General features: G+C 40.2%; 10 protein-coding genes. 7 read left to right on the top strand and 3 right to left on the bottom strand.

Annotated elements, in window-relative coordinates; genetic code table 11:
* The 7 genes from BMY70_RS18170 (at position 1) to BMY70_RS18140 (ending at position 7,713) form a co-directional block, all read left to right on the top strand.
* The gene (locus BMY70_RS18170; RefSeq protein ID WP_090337644.1) at positions 1 to 1,692 is read left to right on the top strand and encodes a PAS domain-containing sensor histidine kinase; all 1,692 of its coding nucleotides are present in this window, start codon (positions 1 to 3) and stop codon (positions 1,690 to 1,692) included.
* A 57-nt stretch (positions 1,693 to 1,749) separates the two neighbouring features.
* Entirely contained in the window at positions 1,750 to 2,181 is a 432-nt protein-coding gene (locus BMY70_RS18165; protein WP_090337642.1) for a response regulator, read from the top strand.
* Positions 2,182 to 2,208: 27 nt separating this feature from the next.
* On the top strand, positions 2,209 to 4,179 hold the full coding sequence (locus BMY70_RS18160; RefSeq protein ID WP_090337640.1) for a response regulator: 1,971 nt from the start codon (positions 2,209 to 2,211) through the stop codon (positions 4,177 to 4,179).
* Between the two features lie 137 nt (positions 4,180 to 4,316).
* Complete coding sequence (locus BMY70_RS18155; RefSeq protein ID WP_090337638.1) at positions 4,317 to 4,541, top strand: CDGSH iron-sulfur domain-containing protein; 225 nt, start codon at positions 4,317 to 4,319, stop codon at positions 4,539 to 4,541.
* Positions 4,542 to 4,680: 139 nt separating this feature from the next.
* The gene (locus BMY70_RS18150; protein WP_177197060.1) at positions 4,681 to 5,574 is read left to right on the top strand and encodes an alpha/beta hydrolase; all 894 of its coding nucleotides are present in this window, start codon (positions 4,681 to 4,683) and stop codon (positions 5,572 to 5,574) included.
* Positions 5,575 to 5,687: 113 nt separating this feature from the next.
* A complete protein-coding gene (locus tag BMY70_RS18145) occupies positions 5,688 to 6,947 on the top strand; it encodes a putative DNA modification/repair radical SAM protein (protein WP_090337634.1) in 1,260 nt (419 codons plus the stop codon).
* A complete protein-coding gene (locus tag BMY70_RS18140) occupies positions 6,916 to 7,713 on the top strand; it encodes a TIGR03915 family putative DNA repair protein (RefSeq protein ID WP_090337632.1) in 798 nt (265 codons plus the stop codon). The genes BMY70_RS18145 and BMY70_RS18140 overlap by 32 nt, the downstream gene beginning before the upstream one ends.
* Positions 7,714 to 8,027: 314 nt before the next feature.
* On the opposite strand, the gene pdeM is transcribed toward BMY70_RS18140, so the two are convergent.
* The 3 genes from pdeM to BMY70_RS18125 all read right to left on the bottom strand — a co-directional run bounded on the left by pdeM (position 8,028) and on the right by BMY70_RS18125 (position 12,395).
* The gene (gene pdeM / locus BMY70_RS18135) at positions 8,028 to 8,672 is read right to left on the bottom strand and encodes a ligase-associated DNA damage response endonuclease PdeM (protein ID WP_090337631.1); all 645 of its coding nucleotides are present in this window, start codon (positions 8,670 to 8,672) and stop codon (positions 8,028 to 8,030) included.
* A complete protein-coding gene (locus tag BMY70_RS18130) occupies positions 8,662 to 11,124 on the bottom strand; it encodes a ligase-associated DNA damage response DEXH box helicase (protein ID WP_229209665.1) in 2,463 nt (820 codons plus the stop codon). Before BMY70_RS18130 ends, pdeM begins: the two co-directional genes overlap by 11 nt.
* A gap of 98 nt (positions 11,125 to 11,222) precedes the next feature.
* Positions 11,223 to 12,395 carry an ATP-binding protein gene (locus BMY70_RS18125; protein WP_090337627.1) on the bottom strand — a complete coding sequence of 391 codons (1,173 nt, stop codon included), beginning with the start codon at positions 12,393 to 12,395 and terminating at the stop codon, positions 11,223 to 11,225.
* Positions 12,396 to 12,448: the final 53 nt, after the last annotated feature.

Genomic DNA, 12,448 nt, shown 5'->3' with positions numbered 1-12,448 from the left:
ATGACAGCACCAGAAACAACGGAAATAACCTATCACCGTCTCCTCAAACGTCAGATCCGAAAATCTTTGCCAGCTGAATTGGCAGAACATCCGGAAATTCAGGAATTTCTTTCGTCTGTAAATCAGGCTTACCTCGAATTTCAGGATGATATGGCCCGTGTGGAGCGAATTCTTGAGCAGAGTTCGTCTGAATTATTTAAAGCGAACCGCGAGCTGATAAAAATCGCCGATGAAAAAACGGAGGAGGCAGCTTCGACGAACAGACGCTTGGAAGAAGTGGCCAACAGTATTTCAGAAGTACTTATTCAGCTGAATAAAGAGGGAAATATCATTTACCTGAACAACGCATGGGAAAAAGTTACGGGTTTTAAAATTTCTGAAAGTTTAAATAAAAACTGGAAAGAGTTTCAGATCAGTCCTGATGCACAGGCCAGACTTGAATTCCTTTTCACCGGCCAGATCAAATCCATTCAGGAAACGTTTATTTTGAAGACTTCACATAACACAGAAAAGTGGCTGGAACTGACCATGTCGGCTCAGCTTTCTTCAAATAATGATATACTCGGATTTATTGGAACGGTAAGCGATATCACAGCCCGAAAAAAACAGGAAGCGGAAATCACAAGGATGGTTGATTGGTTCAATGAATCCAGCGAGGCCGTTCAGGTTTCCGACGAACGAGGAAAACTATTATTTATAAATCACGAAGCTTCACGACGTTTGGGGAAATCCCAGGAAGAAATTATTGGCACACATATCAGCGGAATTGAAAAAATATTTGAGGATGAAGAAAAGTGGCAGGAGCACGTCGAAGCGCTGAAAGGGATACCAAAAATGATCATTAACGGCTTTCACAAAAGGGAAGACGGATCTACTTTTCCAGTAGAAGCAAGTGTCAAGTACTATAAAACCGATGGCCAGGGATATGTTCTGGCATTTATCAGGGACATAACGGAGCGTGTAGAAGCTGACATCAAGCTGAAAACCTACATGCGCAATCTGGAACGAATCAATGCGGAACTGGATCAATTCGCTTATGTTGTAAGCCATGATCTGAAGGCTCCGTTACGTGCAATCAACAACTTGTCTGAATGGATTGAGGAAGACATCACTGACTTTTTAGAAGGCGACACGAAAGATCAGTTTCGATTATTAAGAGGACGCGTGCACCGGATGGAGAGCCTGATCAACGGGATTTTGTCGTATTCGAGAGCGGGACGGATAAAAACAAACAAGGAGAAATTTCTGGTTAAATCTGTTATCGATGACCTTTGTGAAACATTCAGTTCTAAAAAACCAATCGAATTTAAACTTGAAGGAGATCCGGATTTCGAACTGATATCTGAGAAAATTACACTCACACAGATTCTTCAGAATCTTATTTCAAACGGTATCAAATATAACGACAAACCGGATATCAAAATCACGATTGGATGGGGAGAAAACAATGATGAACCGGAATTTTTCGTGCGGGATAACGGACCGGGGATCAGTCCGGAATTCCACGACAAAATATTCGTTATTTTTCAGACGCTGCAATCCCGGGATGAGTTTGAAAGTACCGGCGTCGGACTTGCCATCGTTAAAAAAATTCTGGATGAGAAAGGTTCAAAAATTCGAATAGATTCTATAATGGGCGCTGGAACCACCTTTTATTTCACCTGGCCGGCCATTGAAAAAACAGAAGTTTAAAAATCGTTTGCCTAACCACCTGCATTAATTAGTCCCTAACTATAACAGTCTGTACAAATGTCCATTCCAAATCCTATTCCTATGACAATTTTGCTGGTTGAAGATGATGAGGTCGATATCATGAATGTCAAGCGAGCTTTTAAAAAGAACAATATATCAAATCCGCTCGTGGTTGCTCATAATGGAATTGAAGCATTGGCACTTTTACGTTCGACCGAAGCCGATGCACCGAAGCCGAGGATTATACTTCTCGATCTGAATATGCCGAAAATGGGAGGAATTGAGTTTCTTAAAGAAATTCGGCAGGATCCGGAACTTGCGGCCTTATCCGTTTTCGTTATGACTACTTCAAATGAAGATGGCGACAAGATTGATGCGTTTAATCTCAATGTTGCGGGATATATACTAAAACCGCTTTCCATGGATCGTTTTATTGCTGCGGTCTCGACATTGAAGAGTTACTGGACACTTTGCGAATACCCTGAATAGCCTCTAAACCCTCTTCTGAAAAATAATATGGCACCATTAAATATTCTGTTGGTAGAGGATGACACAATTGACGCTATGGAATTTCAGCGTGCGGTTGGAAAATGTAACATAGAAATTCAAGAAATAAGAGTTTGCAAATATGCGGAAGAAGCCATAGCCACGTTGGAAAAATGGCTGCCGACCTGCATTTTTATCGATTACCAGTTACCCAAAACCAACGGTTTACAGCTGTTAAAAAAAATAAAAAAACTTGCTCCCAAATTGCCGGTTATTGTATTGACTTCTCAGGGTGATGAGCGGATTGCTGTGGAAATGATGAAAGCCGGAGCGATGGAATATTTTCCAAAAGCAGAAATAAATGCGGAGAAGTTAACTAAAACTTTCCACACGATGAGTCAGATGTTTGATGTGGAAAAGGAAAGGGAAATTGCGCAAAAAGAGCTTGAAGAAAAAGAAGAATTCATTCAAAAAGTGGCTCAGCTTTCTCCCAATATTATTTATGTAATTGATATTGAAAAAGGAACCAATATTTTTCATAATCACCAGATCGGCGAGATTCTTGGTTATGGGGCTTCGGACAAAACCACCGGCAACGCGTTCGAATTTACCGATCTAATTGATCACCAAGATCTGGTAATTTTCAAGAAGCATTATAACCATATCAGATATAATCTGAAAGATGGTGAAGTGATCGAAAAAGAATTCCGGCTAAAACATAAAAACTGCTCCGATGTCTGGATTATAACCCGCGAAGTGCCTTTTAAAAGAAATGAATCTGGCTATGTTCAGGAGGTTTTGGGTACGGCGATTGATATCACAAGTAGAAAACTTGCAGAAAAAGAGCTTATCAAAGCAAAAAAAGAAGCTGAGGAAGCTGCGCGGATCAAGTCCGATTTTCTCTCAACGATGAGTCATGAAATACGGACACCGATGAATGCGATCATTGGTTTCACGGATTTGCTACTCACAAGCAATTTTTCTGAACAGGATTCGCAATATTTGAATACCATCAAATACTCAGCTGATAATCTTATGGTTATCCTGAATGACATCTTGGATATTTCAAAGATTGAAGCCGGAAAGTTCAGTCTGGAAAATTTTGAGTTTGATCTGCGTGAAAAACTTCAATACTTGTATCAGACATTCGAATTTAAAGCGCTGGACAAAGGGATAAAACTTTCATTTGATATTGATGAAAAACTTCCTGCAATTCTGATCGGAGATGCTTACAGGCTAAACCAGATTATGGTGAATCTGATTGGCAATGCTCTAAAATTTACCTCCGAAGGCTTTGTGAAATTAAAAATTGAGGTGGTCGGCAAACATGACGATTTGGTTGAACTGAATATCCAGGTATCCGACTCTGGTATTGGCATTTCGCAGGATAAACTAAGCATGATTTTCGACAGTTTTTCTCAGGCACATAACAATAATGCGACAAAACATTTTGGAGGAACCGGTCTTGGCCTAAGCATCACAAGAAAGATCGTTGAGCTTATGCAAGGAGAAATAAGCGCTGAGAGCCAAATAGGTGCCGGAAGTAAATTTAATGTAAGACTAACTTTCAGGCGGGGAGAAATTCTTCCCGTAACAAGTTTGCAAAGTAACGACATACCTTTTTCCTTGAAAGGATATAGTGTCATAGTCGCCGAAGATATTTTAGCGAATCAACTACTTTTAAAACACTTACTTAATAAATGGGAGGCAGATTTTGTGATCTGTAACAACGGCCAGGAAGTTTTAAGCAACTTGCGACACCGTGATTTTGATTTGATGCTGATGGACTTGCAAATGCCGGTCATGGATGGCATGACAACGATTAAAATAATCCGGAAGTCTTTCCGACATCTGGATTCCATTCCGATTGTGGCTTTCACCGCCGATACTTTTGCCCGGACAACACAGGATATTTTGGACTGCAATTTTGACGATTTTGTAACAAAACCGTTTAAGATTGAAGAATTAACCCGGGTGATTCGTAAGCAATTATCCTTGTAAAAGTCAGTTATTTTACTTAAAAAAATACCTTTCCAACTGACATCTGATCTTTAACTTAGATTTGTACTGATGCTAAATTAGCCTGATGCTACGCAGCCATCGGTTGTGATTGCTACCTTTGAGCAAAATTATTCATCATGACAAAAGTAAAGCTTACCGTTAATAACAACGGATCTCTTAAAGTTGACGGAGATTTTGAGATCGTAGATGCACAGGGAAATGTATACGGACTGGAAGGAAGAACGGTTGTTTCGATTTGCCGCTGCGGACTTTCTGCCAACAAACCATTCTGTGATGGTTCTCACAAAGGACATTTTGAGCATAATGCGGTAGCATTTAATTTGCCTCCGAAGAAAGTTTAGGTCTCGAAAAAATTCTATGCTAAATCCACTGGTTTTCAAAAGCCGGTGGATTTTTTGTTGGTATATGTTTTGATAAAACTTAATCCGCAGTCACCAGTTTGACGTATGTTATTTAAAACAAAACCTAAATAAACGATCTGTGAATTCCCAAACACGTGTCAGCATAATCATTATTCTAATTTTATTCGGAGCTTTTTTATTAACTCTTTCGGGATGTACTTTCATTGGAAATAAAGCGCATAAAAATATCATTTACGCAAAAGGAGCAGGAGCAATTCCTGATCAGCAGCTAAATATCTTCGAACCAAAAAATCCGAAGTCGCCGAAGGATGTTTTGATCTTTATTCATGGTGGAAACTGGAATTCAGGACGAAAATCCCAATACAGTCTGATCGGACGCAACTGGACGAAACACGATATCGTTTATGTCATTATTGATTACCCGTTAAGTCCAGCCGCGACTTACAAAGAGATGGCAGATTACTCAGCGAAATCTGTAAAATGGGTAAAAGAAAATATTCAGAATTATGGTGGAAACCCTGACAGAATCTTCATTTCAGGCCATTCAGCAGGCGGACATCTGGCAGCGCTCATTTCAATGGATGATCAATATTTTCAAAAATTAGACATGGCAAATCCTATCAAAGGATTAATTTTAATTGATGCGGCCGGCCTGGATATGTATGGTTATTTAATAGAAGAAAATTTTTCCAACGACAACACATATCTTAAAACTTTCACACCCGATCAGAAAAACTGGAAAAACGCTTCGCCACTTTATCATCTGCACAAAGGCATGCCGCCAATGACCATTTTCAGGGGTGGAAAGACTTACCCTTCCATCGTTTCGAGTAATGAAAAATTCATAAAGGCAATGCAGGAATTTGCTCCTGAAACACCTTATGAAATCTTGGAAAGCAAAAAACATATCCCGATGATTACACAGTTTTTCAATCCCTGGAATAAACGCTATAATCAAATTCATCGCTTCATGGAAAGTGTTGGAAATAAAGAAATTATTGTCAAAAAATGATAATGATATTTTTCCGTTGAATAAATTTTTTTGACTTAAAGTTCGTTTCAGTATCAAATTTTTACTATATTTGTGATACTAATAGTATCATCAACAAACGTTAGAACATCGATATGTCGGAAAGACTTCATGAGAAGCTTGAAATTCTTGCTGATGCGGCCAAGTACGACGTATCATGTTCATCCAGTGGAAGCAAGCGCAAAAACCACAACAAAGGATTAGGCGAAGCGACGGGAAGCGGAATTTGCCATACCTACACGGAAGATGGGCGCTGCGTTTCTCTTTTGAAAATCCTGCTCACCAATCATTGCATTTTCGACTGTGCCTATTGCGTTACAAGAAAAAGCAACGATATCAAACGAGCCGCCTTCACGGTCCAGGAAGTGGTAGACCTGACCATGAATTTCTACCGCAGAAATTATATAGAAGGACTTTTCCTGAGTTCCGGTATTTTTAAAAATGCCAATTACACAATGGAAAGGCTGGTTTCTGTTGCTAAAAAATTGCGTACAGAAAATAAATTTAATGGTTATATCCATCTCAAAACAATCCCTGGCGCAAGTGATGAGCTCATGCACGAAGCGGGTTTGTGGGCCGACAGGCTTAGCGTAAATATTGAAATTCCGACAGAAAGTGGACTAAAACTGCTGGCTCCGGATAAGAATATCAAAGATATGATCGAGCCGATGACCTATCTGAAAAAGGAGATCATCCGGACAAAAGAAGAATCGAAAATATTTAAGTCTGCACCGCTCTTTGCTCCCGCCGGACAAAGCACACAAATGATCATCGGGGCCAGTGGTGAATCAGATAAAGATATCATGCATACGGCAAATAAATTCTATAAAGGATTCAATCTGAAAAGGGTTTATTATTCCGGTTATGTGCCCATCAGCAATGATAACCGATTGCCTGGTTTAGGAAGTGCGGTTCCGGTTTTGAGGGAAAATCGCTTATACCAGACAGACTGGCTGATGCGGTTTTACGGATTTCATGTACAGGAATTGCTGAATGATCAATTCCCAAATCTTGATCCCGAAATTGACCCAAAACTTAGCTGGGCGCTCAGAAATATGGCTTTTTTCCCGGTTGATGTTAATACTGCCGACTTACAGTTAATCCTTCGCGTTCCCGGAATTGGCGTACAATCAGCACAGAAAATTGTAGGCGCCCGAAGATTTAATAAATTAGGATGGGATCATCTTAAAAAAATTGGTATTGCGCTGAACAGAGCGAAATATTTTATAACCTGCAACAGTCCGATAACCGATCGGAAGGATTATACGGAAGCAAAAATCCGGCAATTTATCCTCAACGAATCCCGAAGTAAATTCCTTACTAATGGAGGTCAGCAATACAATCTTTTCGGATAAGCCCGTTATCGTTTCATACGATGGAACCTGGTATGGCTTATTGACTGCGGTTTTTGACGCCTATTCAAAAAAGTGGAATGTTTCCGGTTTTTCAGTCATTGATCGCGAAAGCCAGTCTGATTTTTTTGCAGAAAAAGTTGTCGTCGTGACCGATGAGGCAAAGGCACAAAGAGTGTGGCTTGGACTTAAAAAGAAAGTCCCGAAAGAAAACTGCATTCAACTTTATCGTTGCTATCTCTCCGAAATCGCAGGAATAGAACTAACCATTTTTTCCTGTATCAAATTTTATTTCTCCGGTTTTGATTCGCCTCATCTGGCCTACGGAAATCCGGATGTTCTGAAAGTAAATCAGACGTCAAAAATGGTTTATAGGGAAAAACACAGAATGGAAGCCTTTGTGAGATTTCAGCGCACGGCAGATGATTTATATTATGCCGGAATTGAGCCGGATTTCAATGTTATTCCTCTTTTGAACGAACATTTCGCTGAACGTTACGCCGACCAGAATTGGCTGATTTATGATATAAAACGGAAGTATGGAATTTATTATGACCAGAATAAAGTGGAAGAAATCACACTCGATTTTTCCAATGATGCAGGAGCAAAAACATCGGTAAAAGATGTCTTCCACGATTCGGAAACATTATATCAGGAATTATGGCAGAATTATTTCAAAAATGTAAATATTCCATCACGCCGAAATATCAAGTTGCATGTACAGCATGTACCGAAGAGATATTGGAAACATTTGATTGAGAAGAAGTGAGTAGTTGGCGCAAAAATATATCGCGTTGATATTCATATGCCACCCTTTCAGGGTTCTGTTGGTCGCTTTTACCAATGTTTTTCTATAATAATGTCAACCCTTCGGGTTTGTTTCCCAAATCAGGATCATGAATAGATAATATTCTTATAGAAGTAGATTTCAATTTCCAAAACCCGAACGGATAACATTATTATTGAATCAAATTCTGATCACCCGGAACCAAAATCCCGAAGGGATGACATTATTGTAGAAATAGCGAAATGACATTCAGGCGAAAACCCAGAACGGGTAACATAATTATTTATCAATGTCATTTATCGCCCAACCGCAAAAACCCGCTCCTCAGTCAACATATAAATCTTTCTCCCCGCAACCAAATCAACTCCAAATCCACCCGTAAAAACACCAAAACTTGGTAGTATAGCCTGATTTTTATCCACAACAAAACATGGTAAACGAAAACTCTGTCTCCCTCTTCCATACGAGGTGAATACCGGATGAATATGCCCTGCAAAAACAAATTTCAATGGGTCCAATTCCACTTTTGGATGGTGTGTAAAAATGAAATTATCTTCCTCAAAATCATTTTTATAAACCTCAATGTTATTTTCCAAAAATAAACTGATTGGTAAAACATCATGATTTCCGATCACAATGATCATTTCAACAAAATGATATTTTTTTCTCCATTCCGAGAAAGTTTCCCATTCCGAATTGTATTTGCTATGAAAAAGATCGCCGAGAAAAATAATGCGTGCGCAGTTTGTATTTTCCAGTAGCTGATCAAGTCGGTCGAAGTTATTGCCTGCTGCAATTTGAGGAATTGCGATTCCTTCTTTTCTGAAATGTGTTATTTTTCCTAAATGCAGATCACCAATGAGTAATGTTTGTTTCTCCTGCCAAAAAATCGCCTTTTGTGTTAATAAATCAAAGTGGTTATTTCTAATTTCAATCTGCATCACTATACTGTTTGAGCATTTTTTGTATCCGGTCTTCCAGTTTTTCCGAGGTCAGTTGTTCTCTCAGCCGGTCTACCATGATAGGAAACGAAAAAGGCGTCGGCTTTTTCGTTTTTTTGATAATAATTTTTTGTGTAGCAATCCGGTCCAGGGCATTCCGCATCCTGACTTCCTCCAATTGATAAGTCAAAACTTCCTGATAAGCCTGATTGACAAGTAGATTGTTATTTTCATATTTGGTCATCACCGTAAACAACAACGAACTTGACGCCTGAACTTGTTTGGTTTTCATATATTTCCCGGGATATCCCTGAAACATCAACCCGGCAATAGCGGCAATTTCCCTGAATTTGCGTTTTGCCATTTCCGTCGCGTTCACGCTTTGGTAAATATCGTCAACCAAATGAGCCGTGGAAAATATATCAATTTCCTTCATGATTTTCTCCATGTCAACATACTGATCACTTAACAATTCAAAGCCATAATCATTCATCGCAACAGAAAAAGTGATCGGCGATAATTTGCTGATCCGGTATGCCAGAATAATCGACATTCCCTCATGCACCAGTCTGCCTTCAAAAGGAAAAATAAAGATATGATGGCCTTCCCGCGTTTCACATTGTTCAATCAACAATTCGCCGGTATTAGGGATCATCGACCTTTCCTGCTGTAATTCCAGCAGCGGTTTTAATTTGGACAATTCTTTTTCCTTGTGCGGATTTTCAATGGCATCTGATAATCTGTCGCGTATAAAAGCCGATAATTGGGATGATAACGGCATTCTTCCCCCCGCCCATCTTACCAGAAATCCTCTTTTGCCTTCCGCTTTTTTAACTGTGACAGTCATTTCATGGATTCTCACAAATTCTACGCTCATCCCGGCAAAGACAAAAACATCACCCGCTTTCATTCTGGTTACAAAGGATTCTTCGACCGAACCCAGATATCGTCCATGCTGAAATTTAACTTTGAGAGAGGTTTCGGAAACGATCGTCCCCATACTTAGCATATGACGATGCGCAATCCGGCGGCTGGTGACTTTATACAATCCATCAATCCTTTCAACTTTTTTATATTCGTCGTAAACCAGTAGGGACGGACTTCCGGTTGTGATATAACCCAAGAGCCATTCCCATTCTTCACGGTTTATGAACTGATAGCCATAACAATTCCTGACTTCATCAAACAGCTGTTTTTCATCAAAGCCTTCTCCGACGGCCAACGTGATCATCCATTGCGCCAAAACATCAAAAGCATGAATAACAGGCGGACGATCCTCAATGATTTGTTTTTCAACACCATCCCGTAAAGACACAGCTTCGATCAGTTCCAGTGCATTCGTCGGACAAAAATATATTTTACTGGCAACGCCCGGCTGATGCCCGCTTCGGCCTGCACGCTGAATAAACCGGGCAATACTTTTCGGACTTCCCACCTGAATGACTGTATCGACAGGACGAAAATCCACGCCCAGGTCCAAACTCGCTGTACAAATCACCAGTTTTAATTTTTCAGCATGCAAGGATTCTTCCACCCAATCCCGGATTTCCCGGTCAAGGGAAGCGTGGTGAAGTGCCATAATTCCGGCAAATTCAGGATATTTTTCAATAATGATCCGGTACCATATCTCCGTTTGTGAACGTGTATTGGTGAAAAGCAAAGTGGTCTTGCTTTTTCTGACGATATCAACGACATAGTCGATCAGTCGCGTTCCCATATAACCGGCCCAGGGAAGCGTCTCCACTTTTTCCGGCAGGATGCTTTCAACAAGAATTTTCTTCTGCGTTTTCGCTTTAATAATCACCGTATCTTCCTCCGCAGAATCCATCCCGACAATAACCTGTTTTGCTTCTTCCAGATTTCCGATGGTCGCCGAAATCCCCCACGTTTGCAAATCCGGGTTAATCGTTCTTAACCGGGCTATTGCCAGTTCGGTTTGCGTACCACGCTTGCTTCCCATAAGCTCATGCCATTCGTCAACGACAATGGTATGCAGGTTTTTAAAAGTTTCAGAGCTTCCTTTTTGGGCAAATAAAAGGTGCAGACTTTCCGGTGTGATCAGTAAAGCTTCGGGCATTTGCTTTTTCTGACTGGCTCTTTCTTTTGTACTGGTATCGCCGGAACGAACGCCAATCCTTAATGTCAGATTCATTTCCAGCGCGGCCATTTCCATATTCCGAAAAAGGTCTTTGGAAAGGGCACGCAAAGGTGTCACCCATAATATCTGTAATCCTTTACTCCTTTTCCCAGGATTTTTAGGCAGTGAATTAATATATCGTATCAAAAAAGGAATCCACAAGGAGTAAGTTTTGCCGCTCCCGGTTGGCGCATTGACCAAACCACTTTTCCCCGAAAGATAAGCTGCGGAAGCCTCCTTTTGAAAAGCCGCCCATTTCCAGTTTTTATATTTAAACCACTGCTCAACAGCGATATGTCCGCGGGATTTTGTCAAAGGGGATATAAGTTACAGAGTACCTAATATTTTGATTTGTAAAAATGTTGTTCCAGTAAAGTTTATTAAAGCATTTAACAAATCCATTTGTCTGAAGTTTATTGATTTAATACCTCCGTCATTAAATCAAATAAAGATATCGCCATCACTCCACCTCCCATGGGAAAGGTGTCTTTACCAGAGTAAACAACAAACATGCGATCGGGCTTTAAATCTTCGCAGGCGATATGAAATCCTTTTGACAACTTTGGTGAAGAATTTCTTTTGATTTCAATCGCCCATTTTTTTCCTCCTGCGAATTCCAGAATCAAGTCAATTTCCGCCCCGCCCGGACTTCCATAATAGAACGATTGGGTTCTGCTAGGAACTACTCCCAAAATATTTTCTATAACAAATCCTTCCCAACTACCACCCACTACGGGGTGCCCAAGTAAGCTATTGTAATCACCGATCGTGAGTAGCGCATGCGTAATTCCACTATCTCTCAGATATATTTTGGGACTACGTATTAATCTTTTGCCGACATTAGCAGTCCATGGTTGCAAACGCCTTACCAGAAGCAGATCTGTCATCAAATCCAGATATCTTCCAATGGTAACTCCTGAAACTTCCAGATTTCTGGCCAAATGAGAGGCATTAAGAACGCTACCCTGATTATGGGCAAGCATTGTCCAAAATCTTTCAAGGGTAGCTGCTGGAATTCGTGGCCCGAATTGAGGAATATCTCTTTCCAAATAAGTTTTAATAAAATCGTCCCGCCATGCAATACTGTCTGAATCTGAAACTGCAAGAAGACTTTCAGGAAAACCTCCCCTCAACCAGAGCATGTTCATAGCCTCAACGTTTCCCCCCGCATATTCCAGAATATCAATAGGATAAAGCTCGATGTAAGAGATTCTTCCGGCAAGGGATTCGCCAGATTGTTGCAGAAGATCCATCGACGCAGACCCGAGAAATAGGAACAATCCATATCGATTATCTTTTCTACGTTCCTGATCAATAATTCCCCGAAGTTCCATAAATAATTCCGGGAGCTTTTGTACCTCGTCCAGAATGATTAAACTTTTACGGTTTGCATCATGAAAAGACTTAAAGTCCTTTACCTTTTCAAGATCCAGACGATTTTCTAGATCCATATATATTGAAGGCTTAGATTCGGATATATTTATGGCAATTGTGGTTTTTCCGATTTGGCGTGGCCCCATCAGTGCAACAGAAGCACTTCTTCTTAGTGCGTCTTTAAGTTTTTCCTCTATCCTTCTTTTTATCATCTCTGCAAATCTAACATTTAATGTTAGATTTGCAGAGATGATAAAGGTATAAT

Origin of the sequence: Dyadobacter koreensis, from assembly GCF_900108855.1 — a bacterium.
Lineage (GTDB): Bacteria > Bacteroidota > Bacteroidia > Cytophagales > Spirosomataceae > Dyadobacter > Dyadobacter koreensis.
This window is presented reverse-complemented; position numbering and strand designations above follow the sequence as displayed.

Coding starts and splice junctions, on each gene's coding strand:
- BMY70_RS18170 (WP_090337644.1), top strand. CDS start 1: ATGACAGCACCAGAAACAACGGAAATAACCTATCACCGTCTCCTCAAA.
- BMY70_RS18155 (WP_090337638.1), top strand. CDS start 4,317: ATGACAAAAGTAAAGCTTACCGTTAATAACAACGGATCTCTTAAAGTT.
- BMY70_RS18125 (WP_090337627.1), bottom strand. CDS start 12,395: ATGATAAAAAGAAGGATAGAGGAAAAACTTAAAGACGCACTAAGAAGA.
- BMY70_RS18140 (WP_090337632.1), top strand. CDS start 6,916: ATGGAGGTCAGCAATACAATCTTTTCGGATAAGCCCGTTATCGTTTCA.
- BMY70_RS18160 (WP_090337640.1), top strand. CDS start 2,209: ATGGCACCATTAAATATTCTGTTGGTAGAGGATGACACAATTGACGCT.
- BMY70_RS18165 (WP_090337642.1), top strand. CDS start 1,750: ATGTCCATTCCAAATCCTATTCCTATGACAATTTTGCTGGTTGAAGAT.
- pdeM (WP_090337631.1), bottom strand. CDS start 8,672: ATGCAGATTGAAATTAGAAATAACCACTTTGATTTATTAACACAAAAG.
- BMY70_RS18145 (WP_090337634.1), top strand. CDS start 5,688: ATGTCGGAAAGACTTCATGAGAAGCTTGAAATTCTTGCTGATGCGGCC.